This is a genomic window from Streptomyces sparsus (genome assembly GCF_054776295.1).
The window spans coordinates 1-18,037 of the sequence record NZ_BAAHCA010000029.1; the positions used below are offsets into that span (position 1 = coordinate 1).

The 18,037-nt window shown below is 71.1% G+C and carries 17 protein-coding genes and 1 tRNA gene; 10 read left to right on the top strand and 8 right to left on the bottom strand.

Annotated elements, in window-relative coordinates:
* Nucleotides 1–295 precede the first annotated feature (295 nt).
* A complete protein-coding gene (locus tag ACYVE9_RS03965; protein ID WP_461026282.1) occupies nucleotides 296–958 on the bottom strand; it encodes a hypothetical protein in 663 nt (220 codons plus the stop codon).
* A gap of 48 nt (nucleotides 959–1,006) precedes the next feature.
* Between ACYVE9_RS03965 and ACYVE9_RS03970 the strand changes: the two genes are divergently transcribed.
* A complete protein-coding gene (locus tag ACYVE9_RS03970; RefSeq protein ID WP_461026283.1) occupies nucleotides 1,007–1,195 on the top strand; it encodes a DUF5703 family protein in 189 nt (62 codons plus the stop codon).
* Nucleotides 1,196–1,344: 149 nt separating this feature from the next.
* On the opposite strand, the gene ACYVE9_RS03975 is transcribed toward ACYVE9_RS03970, so the two are convergent.
* The 3 genes from ACYVE9_RS03975 to ACYVE9_RS03985 form a co-directional block, all read right to left on the bottom strand.
* Nucleotides 1,345–2,205 carry a chaplin gene (locus tag ACYVE9_RS03975; RefSeq protein WP_461026284.1) on the bottom strand — a complete coding sequence of 287 codons (861 nt, stop codon included), beginning with the start codon at nucleotides 2,203–2,205 and terminating at the stop codon, nucleotides 1,345–1,347.
* 157 nt (nucleotides 2,206–2,362) lie between these two features.
* Nucleotides 2,363–2,596, bottom strand: coding sequence for a chaplin ChpH (chpH, locus tag ACYVE9_RS03980; protein WP_461026285.1), 234 nt, complete (start codon nucleotides 2,594–2,596; stop codon nucleotides 2,363–2,365).
* Between the two features lie 176 nt (nucleotides 2,597–2,772).
* On the bottom strand, nucleotides 2,773–4,107 hold the full coding sequence (locus tag ACYVE9_RS03985) for a M20/M25/M40 family metallo-hydrolase (RefSeq protein WP_461026286.1): 1,335 nt from the start codon (nucleotides 4,105–4,107) through the stop codon (nucleotides 2,773–2,775).
* A gap of 143 nt (nucleotides 4,108–4,250) precedes the next feature.
* Between ACYVE9_RS03985 and ACYVE9_RS03990 the strand changes: the two genes are divergently transcribed.
* A tRNA-Leu gene (locus ACYVE9_RS03990) sits at nucleotides 4,251–4,335 on the top strand.
* A 262-nt stretch (nucleotides 4,336–4,597) separates the two neighbouring features.
* Here the strand turns inward: ACYVE9_RS03990 and ACYVE9_RS03995 are convergent.
* The gene (locus tag ACYVE9_RS03995) at nucleotides 4,598–5,443 is read right to left on the bottom strand and encodes a pentapeptide repeat-containing protein (protein WP_461026287.1); all 846 of its coding nucleotides are present in this window, start codon (nucleotides 5,441–5,443) and stop codon (nucleotides 4,598–4,600) included.
* 325 nt (nucleotides 5,444–5,768) lie between these two features.
* On the bottom strand, nucleotides 5,769–6,656 hold the full coding sequence (locus ACYVE9_RS04000; protein ID WP_461026297.1) for a hypothetical protein: 888 nt from the start codon (nucleotides 6,654–6,656) through the stop codon (nucleotides 5,769–5,771).
* A 119-nt stretch (nucleotides 6,657–6,775) separates the two neighbouring features.
* On the opposite strand from ACYVE9_RS04000, the gene ACYVE9_RS04005 reads away from it, so the two are divergent.
* The 5 genes from ACYVE9_RS04005 to ACYVE9_RS04025 all read left to right on the top strand — a co-directional run bounded on the left by ACYVE9_RS04005 (nucleotide 6,776) and on the right by ACYVE9_RS04025 (nucleotide 13,701).
* Nucleotides 6,776–7,963 (top strand): CapA family protein, encoded by a 1,188-nt coding sequence (locus ACYVE9_RS04005; RefSeq protein WP_461026288.1) that lies wholly within the window; start codon nucleotides 6,776–6,778, stop codon nucleotides 7,961–7,963.
* 222 nt (nucleotides 7,964–8,185) lie between these two features.
* The gene (locus ACYVE9_RS04010; RefSeq protein WP_461026298.1) at nucleotides 8,186–10,447 is read left to right on the top strand and encodes a HAMP domain-containing protein; all 2,262 of its coding nucleotides are present in this window, start codon (nucleotides 8,186–8,188) and stop codon (nucleotides 10,445–10,447) included.
* A 7-nt stretch (nucleotides 10,448–10,454) separates the two neighbouring features.
* Nucleotides 10,455–12,110, top strand: a complete 1,656-nt coding sequence (gene pgsB, locus ACYVE9_RS04015) for a poly-gamma-glutamate synthase PgsB (RefSeq protein WP_461026289.1) — start codon at nucleotides 10,455–10,457, stop codon at nucleotides 12,108–12,110.
* Nucleotides 12,107–12,589, top strand: a complete 483-nt coding sequence (locus ACYVE9_RS04020; protein ID WP_461026290.1) for a poly-gamma-glutamate biosynthesis protein PgsC/CapC — start codon at nucleotides 12,107–12,109, stop codon at nucleotides 12,587–12,589. The genes pgsB and ACYVE9_RS04020 overlap by 4 nt, the downstream gene beginning before the upstream one ends.
* Before the next feature lie 32 nt (nucleotides 12,590–12,621).
* Complete coding sequence (locus ACYVE9_RS04025) at nucleotides 12,622–13,701, top strand: NlpC/P60 family protein (protein ID WP_461026291.1); 1,080 nt, start codon at nucleotides 12,622–12,624, stop codon at nucleotides 13,699–13,701.
* Between the two features lie 125 nt (nucleotides 13,702–13,826).
* Here ACYVE9_RS04025 and ACYVE9_RS04030 read toward each other — a convergent pair whose 3' ends face one another.
* Together ACYVE9_RS04030 and ACYVE9_RS04035 are read right to left on the bottom strand one after the other, a co-directional pair.
* A complete protein-coding gene (locus ACYVE9_RS04030; protein WP_461026292.1) occupies nucleotides 13,827–14,471 on the bottom strand; it encodes a hypothetical protein in 645 nt (214 codons plus the stop codon).
* Between the two features lie 105 nt (nucleotides 14,472–14,576).
* Nucleotides 14,577–16,052, bottom strand: a complete 1,476-nt coding sequence (locus ACYVE9_RS04035; RefSeq protein ID WP_461026293.1) for a membrane-associated oxidoreductase — start codon at nucleotides 16,050–16,052, stop codon at nucleotides 14,577–14,579.
* Between the two features lie 478 nt (nucleotides 16,053–16,530).
* On the opposite strand from ACYVE9_RS04035, the gene ACYVE9_RS04040 reads away from it, so the two are divergent.
* The 3 genes from ACYVE9_RS04040 to ACYVE9_RS04050 form a co-directional block, all read left to right on the top strand.
* The gene (locus ACYVE9_RS04040) at nucleotides 16,531–17,355 is read left to right on the top strand and encodes a helix-turn-helix domain-containing protein (protein ID WP_461026294.1); all 825 of its coding nucleotides are present in this window, start codon (nucleotides 16,531–16,533) and stop codon (nucleotides 17,353–17,355) included.
* Nucleotides 17,352–17,540 (top strand): DUF397 domain-containing protein, encoded by a 189-nt coding sequence (locus ACYVE9_RS04045; RefSeq protein ID WP_461026295.1) that lies wholly within the window; start codon nucleotides 17,352–17,354, stop codon nucleotides 17,538–17,540. The genes ACYVE9_RS04040 and ACYVE9_RS04045 overlap by 4 nt, the downstream gene beginning before the upstream one ends.
* A gap of 104 nt (nucleotides 17,541–17,644) precedes the next feature.
* Nucleotides 17,645–18,037 (top strand): universal stress protein (locus ACYVE9_RS04050; protein ID WP_461026296.1); only part of this gene is annotated, 393 nt, incomplete at its 3' end.

Below are 18,037 nucleotides of genomic sequence, written 5' to 3' on the forward strand. Positions count from 1 at the left end.
ACCGCCGCGCCGTACCCGGCTGCGCACGCTGCTGCGCCCGCAGCAGCAGCCGGCCACCGAGCAGTAGACGCGAGCAGCGAAGGGGGCCGCCGAGCGGCTGGACCGCGTCACGTACGGTGTCGGACCCGCCACCGGCGGCCTGGCCGTGCTCCATCCGGTCTTCGTCGTGGCCCTCTTCGGCGGCTGACGCCCGACCGGCCCCGCGCGCAGGGCACGGAGCCGGTCCTTCGTCGCGGGAAGCGGGCCCGGGGCAGGGGCCCCGGTCAGGGCTCCGGCGAGCCGCGTCGCCCCGCCGCTAGTCGTCGTCCTCCGGCCCGTAGAGGTCGTCGTCGAAGACGGAGCTGACGTCGAAGCGGCACAGGACCCGTTCGGCGTCCGCCGAGTCGAAGGGCGCCGACAACCACTCCCCCGGCTCCGAGGGTTCGTCCGCCGCCACCACCCAGAGCGTCGAGTCGCCCTCCTCCAGGCCGAACTCCTTGTGCCGGCTGGAGATCTCGTCGGCCTCGAACTCGCCGAAGAGCACGCCCAGCGCGGCGTGCACGCTGCTTCCGGCGGACTGGTCGGTGTCCCCCGCCACGTCGGCGGAGTCGGGGTCCAGCTCGGTGATGCGCTGCGCCTGGGCGAGCAGCCGGATCGGCTCGGTGACGGTGTAGTCGCGGCGCACGAACACGCTGATGGCGCTCGGCTCGTCGGGGCCCAGATACCCCGCTGAGGGCTCGGAACCGGGAATCTCGAAGGGGGTCACCTCGTCGTAGGCGTCGTACAGGACCTCGTCGTACGCTTCCGCCGCCGCGGCCAACTCGTTGAAGGCGGCATAGACCCCGGCGTCGGCCTCGGCGTCCTCGGAGCCGTCGGACGGCCGTCGTTCGATCGCGTCGAGGTGACGGTCCAGCGCGGTCTTCAGCGCCTCGACGGCGGCACGTACCTCGGCAGCGGTGGGCTGCGCAGCATCAGACATAGTGCAGACGCTATCCGTAGTAGGGCCCTGCACGCACAATGGAGGGCGATGCCGGAATATGAATTTCGTGATGTGTACGTGCCGCGCGGGGTCTCCCGCAACGCGGCCGCCCGTCTGCTGACCGACCACGCGGAATACGGGCACTGGGAACTCGACCGTCTGCGCCTCTTCCCGGACGGCAGCCGCCGGGTGCGGTTGCGGCGGCGGATCATCCGTCAGCTCCGCGCGACCTGGTGAGCGGCGCACGAGCAAACGGAGCCGGCCACAGCTGTGTGGCCCGCTCCGTTTGGTGCTCGTGTCCCGCCGTTCAGCGCCGCCTGCTCAGCGCGGCCGGCTCACCCCGGCCGGGATGACGGCTCCGTGGGACCGCTCGAGTACGGATGTACTCAGTTCCGGGCCGCGGCCCGCGAACGCCGGTACAGGACGTAACCGCCGAGCAGCAGTGCCGCGCCCGCCGGTGCCGCGGTGCCCAGCACGGTGCCGCCGGTCTGCGCCAGCTCACCCGCCGTGCCCTGGGCCTCGAAGCGGGACTCGGAGCCCTCCTCGACGACGCCGTCCGCGGTCTTCTCCTCGTCCGAGGTACGCGGCTTCTCCGGGTCGGCCGGCTTCTCGGGATCACCGGGCGTCCCGGGCTCCTCCGAGTCACCGGGCTCCTCCGAGCCGGGCTTCTCCGGGCCGGGCTTCTCCGGCGTGTGGCCACCGGAGTTGTCGCAGGTGTTGCCGACCGCGGGGTTGCCGACGCCGACCACGTTCACGCTGTTGCCGCAGGCGTTCACCGGCACCTCGACCGGAACCTGGACGTTGTTGCCCGACCCCACGCCCGGCGAGCCCTGGGCCGCGCCGTCCGCGTGCGAACCGCTGCCGCCCTGGTGGCCGTCCGTGTGCCCGCCCTGGTGGCCCTCCTGGTGACCGCCCTGGTGACCGTCCTGGTGACCGCCGTGGCCGGGGCCGCCCTTCTGGGGGCCGCCCTTGCCGTGGCCGTCCTTGTGCCCGTGCGGGGCGGAGCTCTTGTTGACGCAGTTGTTGCCCATGGCCGGGTTCAGCAGCCCGACCGCGTTCACCGTGTTGCCGCAGGCGTTGACGGGCACGTGCACCGGGGCCTGCACGTTGTTGCCGGAGAGCACTCCCGGCGAGCCCTGGGCCGCGCCGTCCGCGCTGGATCCCGCGTGGGCCGCGCCGCCCGACAGCGCGAGTACGCCGCCTGCCGCGGCCACGGAGATCAGGCCCTTCTTGGTGACCTGTCGCATGGTTGTTTCCTGTCCTTCGATGCTTGCGGGATGCGAGCGGGCGGCTCCGCAGTCTGCCGGGATGCACCTGCTCGCCCGGAGAACCGAGAACCCCGGAGTGCATGGCACGCACTCCGGGGTCACGGCATCAACCTTCAGTGGTTGAGAGACAACAACGTCAGTCGTTGACGCAGGTGTTGCCGAAGGTGGGGTTCAGCAGCCCGATGACGGAGATGGTGTTGCCGCAGACGTTCACCGGCACGTGCACGGGAACCTGGACAACATTGCCGGACAGCACGCCCGGGGAGTGCACTGCGGCACCCTGAGCGCCGGCATCGGCGACGGCAACGCCCGCACCAGCGAGCACCAGACCGCCGGTGGCGGCCGCAGCAGCGACAACCTTCTTGAGCATTCTTCCTCCTTGTTGGCAATGCGATCCCAGCCGCGGACCGCATCACCTGTAACGAGGAGGGACGGAGGTGGCTACGACCCCGCGACCGCATTCACCCTTCCTGACCAATGCCGCACACCTGCCCGATATCACCCTGTGGGCGGCCGTCGACCGGGGCCGGACCGCCTCCGGAGGCCTCAGGCCTGGTCCAGGAACCGGTCCAGGACCCGCACGCCGAACTTCAGGCCGTCCACCGGCACCCGCTCGTCCACGCCGTGGAACATGCCGGCGAAGTCCAGCTCGGGCGGCAGCTTCAGCGGTGCGAACCCGAAGCAGCGGATGCCCAGGTCGTCGAAGTGCTTGGCGTCGGTACCGCCGGACAGCATGTAGGGCACGGCGCGCGCCGCCGGGTCCTCCGCCTTGAGCGAGGACTGCATGGCGTCCACGAGCGCGCCGTCGAACGTCGTCTCCAGCGCACGGTCCGCGTGGTCGTCGACCCGCCGGACCCGCGGCCCCAGCACCCGGTCGAGGTCCGCGAGGAACTCCTCCTCGTAGCCGGGGAGGAAGCGCCCGTCGACGTGCGCGGTGGCCTGGCCGGGGATCACGTTGACCTTGTAGCCCGCGGACAGCTGGGTGGGCGCCGCGGTGTTCTGCAGCGTCGCACCGATGATCTTGGCGATGCCGCCCAGCTTGGCGAGCGTCTCCTCCATGTCCTCCGGGTCCAGCTCCGTGCCGAGGGCGTCGGAGAGCTCGTCCAGGAAGGAACGCACCGTCTTGGTGACCCGTACCGGGAACTTGTGCCGTCCGAGCCGGGCGACGGCCTCGCACAGCTCGGTGATCGCGTTGTCCTTGTTCGTCATCGAGCCGTGCCCGGCGGTGCCGTCCACGGTGAGCCTCATCCAGTGCATGCCCTTCTGGGCCGTCTCGATCAGGTAGAGCCGCAGGTTCTCGTTGACGGTGAAGGAGAATCCGCCCACCTCGCCGATGGCCTCGTTGACCCCTTCGAAGAGCCCGGGGTGCCGGTCGACGAGATGGCGGGCCCCGTACACGCCGCCGGCCTCCTCGTCGGCCAGGAAGGCCAGCACCACGTCCCGGGGCGGCTTGCGACCGGTGCGCAGCCGGTCGCGGACCACCGCGAGCGTCATCGCGTCCATGTCCTTCATGTCGACGGCGCCTCGGCCCCACACGCAGCCGTCGGCGATCTCCCCGGAGAACGGGTGGTGGGTCCAGTCCTCGGCGTTGGCGGGAACCACGTCGAGATGGCCGTGGATCAGCAGCGCCGGCCGGGACGGGTCGGTGCCCTCGATCCGGGCGACCGTGGACGCGCGTCCCGGCTGCGACTCGAAGATCTCCGGTTCCAGGCCCACCTCGGCGAGCTGTTCCGCCACGTACTCGGCGGCGGCCCGCTCACCGGGGCCCTCGCCCTGGCCGTAGTTGCTGGTGTCGATCCTGATCAGGTCCCGGCAGATGCCGACGACCTCGTCCTCGCCGGTCACCGCACCGGCGCTCGCGGTCGGGCTGGACTCGCTCACACTGCCTCCTCCATCGGGCGGGGGTCGCCCGTTCCATCCTCCCGCCTACCGGGCCGTGACCCAAGGCCAGGGTGATCGCCGGCCCCGCACGCGGTGTTATGGTGGTGCCCGATTGTCAGCGGCCAAGGCCGCGACGCTCACCGGTCCGGGTGGCGGAATGGCAGACGCGCTAGCTTGAGGTGCTAGTGCCCTTTATCGGGCGTGGGGGTTCAAGTCCCCCCTCGGACACAGCAGAGAAGGACCCCGGCTTCGGTCGGGGTCCTTCTGCTTGCGGGGCCCTTCCGTTTTCGGCCCCTTCTGCTTGCGGGGCTGTCCTGGCGGTCTGGCTCTGGTCCCAGGACGGTGGTCGACCGGAGACGGGTGAGCGACCGCCGGCTCCTTAGGTGGTCGGACGATGAAACGGCGACGTGCGCTTCCCCGCCCGCACCTCCGGGCCGCCTCACCCCGTCCGGAGGGCCGCCGGACGGGGAGCGGACCGAGGGACCCGGGACTACCGCCAGTGCGCGGGGTGCGTCAGCCCGTGGGGGAGCCTGGTCGACATGTCGCCTCTGGCCGAGTCCAGTTGGGCCTGGGTGAGGAAGAGGCTGCCGGTGAGGTCGGCGCCTCTCAGATCGGCGTCCCGGAGGTCGGCACCGATGAGGTCGGCCCCTCGCAGGTCCGAGCCCTTCAGGTCGGCCGCGATCAGGAGCGCACCACGTAGGTTCGCGGCGCGCAGCACGGCGCCGCCGAGCTTCGCCCCGGCGAGGTCTGCACCCCGGTGGCCCCTGCCGGGCCCTCGGGGCCTCGGGGTGTCGGCCCGTGCCAGTTCACCGGCACGCAGCAGCAGTTCGCTGACGTCCTGCCTGACGGCTGCCACGTCCAGTCCGGCGAGCGACTCGGCGCCGCCCCGGGTGAGGTGCTCGGTGTTCTCCAGCGCCCGGCGCAGGTCCTTCTCGATCGGCCGGGCCTGTGGAAGGGCGAGTGCTTCCGTCAGGTACCAGAGCAGTTCGTGGAGCTGACGCATCACGGGAAACACGTCGAACATCAGCCGCGCCGTGCGCGGGTTCCGCCGCCAGTCCCGCCCGCCGAAGGTCTCCTGCGACACCTTCTGTCCGGCGCCGAAGCAGTCGTAGACGGTGCACCCGGCGAAGCCGCTGTCCCGCAGACGGTGGTGGATGCCGCAGCGGAAGTCGTCCCGCAGGTTGCCGCACGGCTTGCCCGCCGGCTTGTCGACGGCGAAGTCCGCCGAGGCGGCGAAGGGCAGGGCCACGCAGCAGAGGCCGAAGCAGCTCGCGCAGTCGGTGCGCAGGCCGAGGCGGGTGCGCTCCGGGCCGGGGTCGTGGGGATTCTCGGACACCGTGCGTGCTCTCCTGGGGTGCGGCTGTGGTCGCGGCGACCCGTCCGGGCGCGGACGTGCGGAACGCCCCGCATTCTCGCTGCCCGAAGCGGTGCGGTGCCAACGGTTTACCGCGGGGGAGCGGCGGTCGGTCCACGGCCACCACGGCCGGGCTCCCTCGTGGAGAACCGGCCGCAGGCACACGGCACTTGGGCAGGGAGAGCGCGCGGACACGGGCAACTGCCGCCTGGGGCGCCGGCGGCGGTCGTCAAACGGCACTCATCACCTCGTGCGCGACGCCAATCGCCGTCTTTGGGACGGCCGTTGTCCAGTGCGGAGTGCCCGCTCAGTCGTGCGCCCAGGTGCCGAGCAGGCCGGAGAGCGCGTCGGCGGCCTTCTTGGCGTGCCTGCCGTCGTCCCGGGCGTGCGGGGCCAGCTCCAGATGGACGAAGGTGGCGTGCTGACGTTGCGCGTCGCGGCCCTGGACGTTCTTCGTGCCTTCCAGTGGGCAGCGCGCCGACCAGGCCCGGCAGACCCGGAGCCCGTCGCCTTCCATGCGGTCGGCGAGGGCGACGACCTCGCCGACCGTGCTCTCCGCGGCGCCGGTGGAGACGACGGCGTCGTACGGGCGCTTGTCGGAGTCCTCGAAGCCGTGCAGTTGGACGCCAGGCACCCCGCGCTTCTGGAGCTCGACCACGACGGCGTGGAAGGCGCTGTCCTCGCGGTGGGCGACGTCGGCGGCGCCGTCGTCCCCCGCCCGGCGGTGGGCGGCGGCCAGGACCAGCGCGCCGCCGGGGTTGCCCTCCAGCAGCTCCACGCCGAGATCCTCGGTGTTCCGGTCGGCCACGGGGTGCGGGACCTGGGCACTCCAGCCGAGCCGGGCGTCGGCGGTCACGTAGAGTCGCCCCCAGCCCGTGCTCGGGCCTTCGCCGGTGGCGGCGACCTCGTCGTAGCGGCGGCCGGTGTCGGTGTCGGTGAGCCGGGTGGTGCCGAGGCCGAGCGGGGACAGGAGTCGCTCGGCCTCCCGGGCATCGCCGTCCAGCAGCCGCCCGACACCGCGGGCCACCTGCTTGCGCTGTTCGTCGTCGGGGGGCGTGTAGTCGCCGTCGGGCTTCAGTTCGGAGGTGTAGTCGAGGATGCGGCTGCGCAGATCGACCAGCTCGCGGGCGCGCGGCACGGCGTCGTCGGTCGGAGGCTCGGCGGACGACCTGCATCCGACGAGTACCAGTGTCAGACCGGTCACGATGAGCGCGAGATTACGGAACAAATGTGACTGTCTCGTAATAGCAATGTGCAGGTTCGCTGTATCGCGCATGTGAACATAGCTCGGTGACATTTCGTAAGTCTCTCCGCATGGGTCGAGCCATGGTGGCCCTGGCCGTGTTCGCAGGGTTCGCCGGTCTGACCGCCGGCTGCACCTCCGGGCCCGAGAAGCCTCAGCTGAAGCCTGGCGGGCGTGCGTTCACCGTAGCCGCCGCGGGTGACATCCTGATCCACCCCGAACTGGTCGAGCAGGCGGCCGAGGACGCCGAGAAGACCGGCAAGGGCGAAGCCGGACTGGACTTCGGTCCGATGTTCGCCGGGGTGCGGCCGGTGATCGGCAAGGCCGACCTTGCGATCTGTCACATGGAGACCCCGGTCGGAAAGCCGGAGGGGCCCTTCGAGGGCTACCCGGAGTTCCTGGTGCCGCCGCAGGTTCTGACGGCCGTGAAGGACGCCGGCTACGACACCTGCTCGACGGCCTCCAACCACTCCTTCGACCACGGTCTGCGCGCGGTGAAGCGCACGCTGGACACCATGGACGAGGTGGGTCTGGGGCACACCGGCACGGCGCGGACGCCCGAGGAGGCGAAGCGCCCCCACATCCGCGACGTCAACGGCGTCAAGGTCGCCCATCTGTCCTACTCCTGGGAGTCGTTCGTGCACCCCGCCCCCGACAAGCAGCGGTGGGCGCTGAACAAGACGGACTCGTCGGACATCAAGAAGGCCGAGGCCCGGGCCCGGGACAAGGGCGCCGAGGTTGTCATCCTCTCCCTTCACTGGGGCGCGGAGTACTACAACGAGCCCGGCACCGCGCAGCTCCGACTCGCCGAGTGGCTCACCGAGGAGACGGGGATCGACCTCGTGATCGGGCACCACGCCCACGTGGTGCAGCCCATCCAGAAGGTGAACGGCACCTGGGTGGCCTACAGCCTCGGCAACCAGGTCGCCCGGCACTCCTCGCCCAAGGGCGTCACGGAGGAAGGGGCCATCGGCTGGTTCGAGTTCCGGGAGACGACCGACGGGTGGGACGTCCAAGCCCGGTACCGCACCACGCTGATGGAGATCCCGCCGGAGCTGGAGGCCGACCAGAAACTGCCGGACGGCGCCGTCGAGGACCACCGGCTCGTGGACGCGCAGCACCTGCTGGACGAGCCGGGTGACCTGTCCGAGAAGCGGCTCGCCCGCTACCGGCTGGCGGTCGACCGCACCCGGGGCTTTCTCGCCAACCGCGGTGCGCCCGGTGGTGACGGCCTGGAGCCCCTCGTGTCGGGGGAGTGACCGGAGTCACAGGCCTTTCCGGGGTGAGGTCCACAACCTTGGACCCGCTGACCGGTCTTTTGAGTGACAGCGCTTACCAGCCTTTCGAGTGACAGCGTCGTACGACCGTACGTATCGGCGGATGCTGATCACCTTCGCAGCGACCAAGGACGATCACCGGTGACACCGAGCCATGCCCCGCCCGCCGCACGGGGGCGGCGGCGCAGCCGCAGACGGGCGGACATGCCGCTGCTGGGCGGCATCCGCCCGCCGATCGCAGTGCTGTGCGTGCTGATACTCGCCCTGGCCGGGCTCACCGCGAAGGTGCTCGGCCCCAGCGGCGCACCGGTGGTACCGGAAGCGGTCCTGTCCTCCCAGCAGCACTTCGCGGAGGACGGCGCCATCGCGCTGCGCGCCTCGATCGACGAACGGATCACGGACCTGCGCCGCACCGCCGCCGCGCTGAACGCCGGGAAGGAGATCGACCCGGAGCGGGTGCTGTCCGACCTGGGCAGGACCTACCAGAAGTGGACCGGCACCACGATCGTGGACCTGGAGACCGGGGACGTGCTCGCCGCGCGCGGCGAGCGGATCCCTCTCGCCTGGCTGGACGAGGACGTCCTGACCGGTGAGCACGCCCTGGCACCGCGAATGGTGCGGCTGGAGACCGGCGACGTACGGCTGATGACGATGGTCGTCCTCCAGGACGGAAAGCGGCAGCAGTTGCTCGTCGCGTCCAACAGCCTGTCCGTCCCCGCCATCAACCTGGGCCCGTTCCGCACCATGGCGGTCGCCTCCCGGGACGGTGAGGTCCTCGCCACCGCCGGCTTCGAGCAGTCCGAGGCACTCAACTCGGACAAGCAGCGAGAAGAACTCACCTTTCTCCAGAAGCAGATGTCCCGGCTCTCCGGCCAGGCCGCCGAGCGCACCGAGCAGGACCCCGTCGGCGCCAGGGAGCCCGGCTCCCGCGGCTACCCCGGCGTCAGCGGCTCCCTCCTGGGTGACGACTACAACGGCCGCATCGCCACCGCCGGTTACGCCTCCCTCGCCTCCTCCGACCCGGAGGAGGCGGACAGCGTCGCCGCCGGACTCGGCCTCACCGTCGTGTCCATGCTCCCGGTGGTCGGGCAGCAGAGCGGCGTCGCAGCGGACCGGGAACTGTTCGGACTGATCGCGGCCGGTGTCCTGGTGGTGCTCGGACTGCTGGCGGTCGCCGTGCTCTGGGGCGGCGTGCAGCGCCCGCTGCTGCGGCTGTTCCTGGAGTCCCGACGGCTCGCCCGCGGTGATCTGACCCGCCCGGTCGGCGTGCCCCGCTGGGGTGAGGCCGCCCGTATCGGCTCGGCCCTGGAGCAGCTGCGCGGCCGCCTCGGCGGACCCGGCCACGACGCCGCTTCCGGTCCGGTCGGCAGGGCACGCCTCGGGATCCGGGTGCCGCTCGCGGTGACCGCCGTCCTGCTGCTGCTGTGGGCCGTACCGGTGGGGTGGCTGCTGAACCGCACGGACGGCTCGGTCACCGTGCCCGCCACCATGGTCAACGACCAGCGCGACCGCACCGACCTGGTCGCCGACCGGGTCCGGCGGGCGCTGAACGAGGCCCAGGCCGACCTGGTCTCCACCTCCCGCCTGATCGACGTGGCCGCCCCGGGCGCCACTGAGAAGCTGCTGGCCGACGCCCTGCGCGAGCACACCCGCTACCAGGCGCTGTACGTCGTGGACGCGAAAGGCGAGGTACTCGCCCGGGCGGGCGGCGCCCCGCACGACTGGGGCACCGGCGATGAAGCCGACGCCGCCGGGGGCCCGGCCCTGGTCCGGGTGTCGGGACAGGGCGAGAAGAAGCCGGTGATCCAGGCCGGGGCGCCCGTGCCGAAGCGCAAGGGCGTCACGCTCGTGGGCGAGATCCGGGTGGAGTTCCTCAACTCGCTACTCAAGCGGCCGGGTCTCGGGGAGGTGCGGGTGGTGGACGCCGAAACGCGGACCCTCGCCGCCAACGACGGCTTCCTCGCCTTCGACGAACTGCCCGGCGACGCCCTGCCCGACCTGGTGCGCGCGGGCAACGTGCAGGTCGGCGCCGGGTCCGTGGAGAACGGTCTGCTGATCCGGGACGGCGGTAGCGTCACGGTGGCCGCCGCGGCGCCGTTCTCCGGCGGAGGGGTCGCCGCCGACCTCGGCTGGACCGTCGTGAGCTGGCAGAACGCCAAGCACTTCCAGATCGCCGCGTACGAGCGCGAGGACCGCAGCGTGCTGGCCGGGCTGCTCGGCCTCGCCGCGATCGTGGTCTGCCTGGGCTGGGTCCACCTGGTCGTCGCCCGGCCGCTGTCGGCGCTGGCCGGCAGCGCCGAGAAACTCGCCGACGGTGACCTGAAGACCGTGCACTACCCCCGCTACCAGGACGAGGTCGGTGCTGTGGTCCGCAGCCTCGAACTGATCCGGCAACAGCTCCAGGCCGGCCGGCAGACCCAGGCACGCCGGCCCGCCGAGACCCGTCTCGGCTCCGGAGGAAGGTGACCCAGCTGTGCTCTATCTCTACTTCGTCCTGTTGGCCGGCAGTCTTTTCCTGTTCGTCGCGGGCATCGTGGAGCAGCGGCGGCACTACGCCGCGCTGCACTCCATCCCCTCCCGGGTGCTCGTCAACGGCATCCGCGGCAAGTCCTCCATCACCCGGCTGTGCGCCGGTGCGCTCCGCGGCGGCGACCTGGTCACCGTCGCCAAGACGACCGGCACGGCCGCGCGTTTCATCCACCCCGACGCCACCGAGGAGCCGGTCTACCGCAAGTTCGGCATCGCCAACGTGGTGGAGCAGATCGGCATCGTCCGCCGGGCCGCCACCTACCGCCCCGACGCGCTCGTCATCGAGTGCATGGCGGTCATGCCGGCCCTTCAGGAGGTCAACCAGAGCAAGCTGATCCGCTCCACCATCGGCGTGCTGTGCAACGTCCGCGAGGACCACCTTGCGGAGATGGGCCCCACCCTGGACGACGTGGCCCGCTCGCTGTGCCGCTCGATGCCGGAGGACGGCGTCTGCGTCACCGCGGAGAAGGAGCGGTTCCACATCCTCCAGGAGGAGGCGGACGCCCGTAACTGCCAGCTGATCTACGCCGACCCCGAGACCGTCACCGACGACGAGCTGCGCGGCTTCAGTTGGTTCACGTTCAAGGAGAACGTGGCGATCGCGCTGACCGTCGCCGAACTGCTGGGCGTGGAGCGCGAGGTCGCCCTGCAGGGCATGTACGACGCCCCGCCGGACCCCGGCGTGCTGTCCGTGGAGCGCTACGCGACTCCCGCGGGCAAGCGGCTGGCGTTCGCCAACGTCTTCGCGGCCAACGACCCCGAGTCGACGCTGATGAACATCAACCAGCTGCTCGACCTCGGCGCCATCCGCCGTCCGCTGAACGTCGTGATCAACTGCCGCCCGGACCGCGTGGAGCGCAACGCGCAGATGGGTGAGATCATCCCCGACCTGGAGCCGGACAACGTCTTCGTCATCGGTCACCCCTCCAAGAGCGCCGTCGACTCCATCCCCGCCCAGTGGCGGGACCGGGCGGTCGACCTGGGCGGGGAGCGGCGGTCCGCCGACGAGTTCATGCCGGCCATGCTCGACCGGATGTCCGACGGCTCGTCGCTGGTCGCCATCGGCAACATCCACGGCCAGGGTGAGGAACTGCTGGAGTACCTGGCGGAGTTGCCGGCCGACGACAGCGACGCCGGGGAAGAGGACACCGCCGGCGAGAGTGCACCGGTCCCGGCGGCCGTCCCGGCGCAGGCGCCGCGGCTGGACCCGTACGCCTCGTACCCGACGGCATACGAGGAGCGTTACCAGGCCTCCCAGACCCAGGAGATCCCGGTGCTCCAGATGCCGGCCCAGCCCGCCGGGCCGTACCGGACGCACCAGCACCAGGAGGAGCACGAGTCGCGGGAGCACGAGTCGCGGGAGCACGAGCCGCGGCAGGGCCCACCGCAGCCGCACGCGCGGCGGCAGCCCCACGGACAGCAGAGACCCGCCCCGTCGTCCTGGTTCCAGCGCGACGAAGCCCGCGAACCACAGCGCGACGAAACCCATGAACCGCAGCACGACGAAGCGCAGAAACCGCAGCACGCCGAACCGCACGACGAACCGCACCACGACCCCTACGGCGGGGCCCCCCGCCCGCCCGTCCGGAGACCCCGTTGACCACCGCCGCCCTGACCCCCGAGATGGCCGCCCTGGGCATCGCCATAGGTCTGTTCTTCTCGCTGTTGTGCTACCTGACCACCAACCTGTCGCCCGGCGGCATGATCACGCCGGGCTGGCTGGCCCTGACCCTGATCGAGGACCTCCAGCGCGCCGCCATGGTCGTGGGCGTCACCGCCCTGACCTACGCGGGCACCAAGGTCATGCAGCACTTGGTGATCCTCTACGGCAAGCGGCTGTTCGCCGCCGTGGTCCTGTTGGGCGTGCTGCTCCAGGCCACGGTGATGATCGTGCTGTCGATGGAGTTCCCGCTGCTGTACGGCAACCAGACCCTCGGTTTCATCGTGCCCGGCCTGATCGCCTACCAGATGGTGCGCCAGCCCAAGGGAGCCACCCTGCTGGCCACCGGCACGGTCTCCCTCATGGCCTACATCGTGGTCGCCGCCGGCCTGCTGCTCGGCATCATGCCCACCGTCTGAGAACCCGACCGAGAACAACCGAGGAGTAACCGATGGCAGCGAAGAAGAAGCCGCGCCCCGTCGTCTCGGGCCTCGTGGTGCTGGGGCTCGTGGCGACCTCCGCCTACCTCACCGTCGAACTGCGCAAGCAGGAGACGCCCGGCGTGACCGAGGTCCACAACGTCGGCGTCCTGGAGGGGGACCGGGGCTCCGGCGGCGGCTCCGAGAAGAAGGGCGAGGCGCGCTGGTCCCGGCTGGAGAACCCCGCGCGTTCGGTGCTGCGCGGCGCGGACGGCCAGATCAAAGCCGTCTACACCGACGGCGCGCGCACCGCGACGCTCACCGGCCCGGCCCGCACCTTCACGGAGCCGGCCTCGACCTCCTCCAAGGTCTCCACGACCGACTGGGTGCGCCTGATGCCGGAGCCGTGGGAGAAGGGCGCCGAGAAGGAGCAGTGGTTCAAGGAGTGGTACGCCGAGTACGAGAACAGCAAGGAGGACGACCTGTTCGCCTTCGCCTTCCAGTACGTGGCGGGGGCCCCGCAGAAGAAGGACGAGCAGGGCCTCGTCTACGCCGGTGACGCGGACTTCGGCCCGCTGAACCCCGCCGGCGCGGAAGGGGGCGACCTGCGCCTCGAGCAGTCCGACTTCTACGACTACCTCGGCGTCTCCTACCCGTTCCGGGACGGCACGATCGGAACGCCCGAGGCGATGCGCGCCAACGCGCTGGACTGCTCGGGCTACATCCGCATGGTGCTCGGCTACCGCGCCCGCTACCCGCTGAGGTCCTCGGACACGGCGAGCGACGGACTGCCGCGCACCGCCAACGGCATGGCCCGCTCCACGGAGGGCGTCGACGTGCTGCCGCTGACCGGCGTGTCGGCGGACGACCGGCCGTCCGCCATCGACCAGCTCCAGCCCGGCGACCTCGTCTTCTTCAAGCTCGACGCCCGCACCAAGGAGCGGCTGGACCACGTGGGCATGGTGCTCGGCTACGACACCGCGGGCCACCTCATCTTCATCTCCAGCCGTGAGGAGATCAACGGCCCGACCATCGGTGACGTCGGCGGCGTCTCCCGGCTGGACGGCAACGGCTACTACGCCAAGACGCTGCGCAGCGCCAAGCGACTGTGATCCGTCGGGCCGGCGCCCTTCGTCGGCCCGGCGCACGGGAAGGCGTACGTGAGCCGCCGAGGCACGGCAGTAGCCGGCGGTGCGGCAACTGCCCGGGAACGGCGACTCGTTCAATAACCGCTGCCTCAGTGGAAGACCAGGGCGTGGCCGGTGGTGAGACTCGCGCGGCAGGCGAGGTGGAGCTGGAACCAGGCGAGCCTCTCGGACTTGAACGGGTCGCCGGGCGGACCCTCGGCCAGCCGGGCCGACTCCTCGGCGGAGAGCACGCCGTCCTGGCCGAGCTGAATACCGAGCGCGGGTGCGCAGCCGCGCAGTTCGTCCAGCAGGCGCCGGCTGGAACCGACGATCCCGCCTCCCAGCACGTTCGTCTCCGCCGGCAGGAAGAGCGGGTCCTCGAAGTCGCACGGCACGTAGTAGCCGGCGGTGTCCGAGTGGCAGAGCAGGTGGGAGGAGAGCATCGCCGCCTCGTCCTGGATCTTCTCGAGATCGTGCGCGTACTGGCGGGGATCGGTGCCCGAGGCCGGTGTGACGGGCTCGCCCCAGGACATGAGGACGAAGACGCGGCGCAGGTCGGTCAGCGAACCGTACGGGAGGGCCGCGAAGTGGAGTTCGGGATGCGGCGTCGGCGTGGTCTCCGGCTCGCGCCAGGTGACGTCCTCCTCGGCCAGCGCCCGGCTGAGGCGCGCGAAGGCGTCCTCGTGGTACCGCAGGCCTTCCGCGTCGCCGCGAGCCATGTTGTGGAGCATGCCCACTGAAATCTCGAGTCCCATGCCCGGCAAGGTAGCGGGCGGCTACGACAACCGGCCGCCAGCGGCAGCGGGTCGTAGCGGGGACGGGTCGTCGGTGACGGCAGGGGGCGCCGGTGACTCGTCGCGTCAGGCGCGGCTCAGGGCGCGGGTGATGCCGGCGGCGACGGTGGTGGCGAGAATCCACCCGGCGACGATCAGCGAGTACGACAGCCCCTGCCGCCAGTCCTGCGAGACGAACGCGCCCTCCTGGCCGAAACCGACCACCGGCATCAGCAGGTCGAGGGTGTAGAAGAAGGCACTGAAGGGCGGCGCCTCGTCGTCCTTGAGGGGCTGCGGCGGTCCCGACGCGAACGCCACCGTGCCCAGCACCAGCAGGGCGGCCAGCCAGCCCGCCGCCCGCAGCGGTTTGAAGCCGTAACCGACGGCCGCGTCCTGGAGGTGCCCCCAGGCACGTGCGTACCAGGGCAGGGTGCCGCGGTGGCGGCGCTGTTTCGCCAGCTGCACGGTCCGCGCGCCGTCGTCGTCGCCGATCCGGCGGTAGGCGGCGGCGAGTTGCTCGTAGGCGAAGGGGATGTACCCGTCCCGGTCGCGTTCGAGTGCGGGGAGGCGCCGCTCGGCCGGTTCGTGCGGGGCGAGCGTGGTGTAGCTGAACGCGTCGAACTGCACCGCCTCGGGCCAGGTGTCCGGGGCGACGTGCAGCACCTCCACCACCGACCGGCGCAGGTTGACCCTGCCGACGAGCGTCTCCGCCTCCCGCAACCACAACTCGCCGATGGCGCAACTGCTCGCCCGCAGAGCCACATCGCCGGAGTTGGCCAACCGTGCGTAGGACAGGTTCAGTTGACCCGGTATGCGGCTGCCGCGGATGTTCGTCCGGCCCAGCACCCGCAGGTGCATCGCGTGCATGTCGGCGCCCACGGAGAGCCGTTCGGCCTGGAACGCCGTGCCCCCCGGTTCCTGGAACGACGCCTTGTGGAGGAACACCGACCCCGCGATGACCGCGCCGGAGAGGCGCAGCTGTCCGTGTACCTGGAGGCGGTCGCCGCGCAGGTCGTGAGCGATCTCCATCTGGTTGAGCTGGAGCACCGGCTCCCGGTCGGCGCTGCCGCGAGGGAGCGGCCCGATCCTGGCGCCGTCCACCATCAACGCGCCGCTCACCTGGGTGCCGCCGAGCTTGACCATGCCCGTGATCCGGCAGTCGGACAGCCGCAGGGTGCCGTCCACGCGGGCCGCGGCGGCGCTCAGTCCGGGCAGCCGGGAACCGCGGAAACTGAGCAGCCGAAACCTGGCCGCGTACAGCTTCGGCGCGCGGTCGAAGTAGCAGTCGCGCAACCGGACGGCGGCGTCCACCTCGCTGTACTTGAGATCCAACTGACCTGTGACACGGGCCCCGACCACCCCCAGCGAGGCGATCTCCCCCTCGGCAGCAGCACCGTTGAGCAGCAGGCTTCTCAGCACCCCTGCCCGCAGTGTGCGTTCGGGGCCCCACTCGGCGCCGTCCTCGGGGCTGTCGTCAGGGGAACCGCGGAAGTCCACCACCTCGCCACACGGGAAGGCCGCCCACACGCGTCGCTCGGCCGGGGTCAGCTCGTTGATCTCCACTGCGGTGACTCTGTTGCCCCATGCACGGACTGTCAAGATCACTATTCGGACAGCTGCGGTGCGGCGGTGCCCGGGGAGGGGCCGGGCCTGTCCTTCGCGGGCGGGCCGGGCAGGCGTGCCGGGCCCGGAGCGTCGGACCCGTCGCGGAGGCGGGACGGGCCGGAGTCGAACTCGGCCCAGACGGTCCCGCCCACCCCGTGGCGCGGGCCGCAATCCCAGCGGTCGGTCGGCACGGAGACCCGCCTCAACCGGGCAAGCCGGGCCCCTTTGCGGGTGGAGCCGAAGCGCTGGCGAACGTACGTACGGTGAGGGGGGATTGCTGCTGCACGCCTTCAAACTCGTCCGCCTACGGACCGTTCACCAGGCGCGACGCCCGTACGGTGCGCACTGTACGGGTTCACCCGATGGACAACATCCTTCACGGAACGTAACCATGGGTGGGTGTGGGAGACGCAGGGGTGCACGGGAGGTGCCTGGCATGGTAGACAGCGGCGGTGACTCGGATGCGTCGGACGCGCTGAAGACGTTCGGGTCGGTGCTCAAGGCACTTCGAGACAGGGCCGGCCTGACACAGGAGGAGTTCGCGGAGCGGGTGCGGTACTCGGCGCACTACGTGGCGTCGATCGAGCAGGGGCGGCGGTTCCCGTCCAGGGAACTGATCCGGCGCGGGGAGGAGGAGTTGGGCGTCGAGGGCGTGCTGACGGCCGCCGCCCGGCACCTGACCCGGCGAGCCGGACTGGCCTCCTGGTTCCGCCAGTGGGCCGCCATCGAAACCGACTCCATCAGCCTCTACTCCTACGAATGCCGCGTGATTCCGGGTCTGTTGCAGTCGGAGGAGTATGCGCGTGCGGTCTTCCGGAGCAGCCTGCCGCCCCTCGCCGAGGAGCAGATCGAGCAGCAGGTGACGGCACGGCTGGAACGGCAGAGCCTGCTGGTGGACCGGCCCAACACCGCGTACAGCTTCATCCTCGAACAGTCTCTGCTGGCGCGAGGAACAGGTGGCAGCGAGGTGACGCGATCGCTCCTCAACCAGCTGTTGCGGCTGATGGACGTGCACAACGTGGAGATCCAGGTGATGCCGACGAAACGGGAGGACCACGCGGGTCTCGACGGGCCCATGTACCTGGCCGAAACCCCGGAGCACCAGTGGATCGGCTACTCGGAGGGCCAGAAGAGCAGCAGTCTCATCACCGAGCCCGGATCCGTCAGTGCGTTGCTCCAGCGCTATGGAAGGATGCGTGCACAGGCCCTTGGCCGGGAGGCCACCACCGGCCTGCTGGAGCAGATGCGAGGAGCGCTATGACCACCGTCACCGAGCTGCGTTGGGTGAAGAGCAGCTACAGCGGGACTGAGGGCGACAACTGCGTCGAGGTGGCGGAGGCGGGGGTGGGCGTGCTGGTGCGGGACTCCAAGGACGTACGCCGCCCGCACGTGAGCGTCGAGCCGGACGCCTGGTCGGCCTTCGTCCGCTACGCGGCAGGCAGCTGAGCCCCGGCAGCGGGTCCGTCCGGCCCTCGCGCCGGCGGCGTTCGCCCTGCACCCTGGAAGTCGGGAGTTTCCAGGTGCGACGCCCCTGAGAGGACTGGTGCGAGATGAACGCCCTGCCGGTGATCGCCGCTGTGGACGGGTCCGAGCACAGCCTGCGGGCGTTGCGGTGGGCGATCGACGCCGCCCGGTTGCGTGGCGCGGACGTCCTCGCCGTCCACGTGTGGCCGTGGCCGCCGAACACGCACGGTGTGCCGGAGCCGATGCCCGAACCGCCCGCGCCCGGCCAGGACCCGGTACTGGACTGGATGAACGAGCAGCTCAAGGACCATGCGGGCGAGCCCGGGGTGCGGTTCACCACGATCAGCGGCGCGCCGTCCGCGGTGCTGCCGGGCATGGGGGAGCGCGGTCAGTTGATGGTGCTCGGCTCACGCGGCCGGGGCGGCTTCGCGAGCCTGCTGCTCGGCTCGAACGGGCGGGCCGCTGCCGCCCACGCCGCG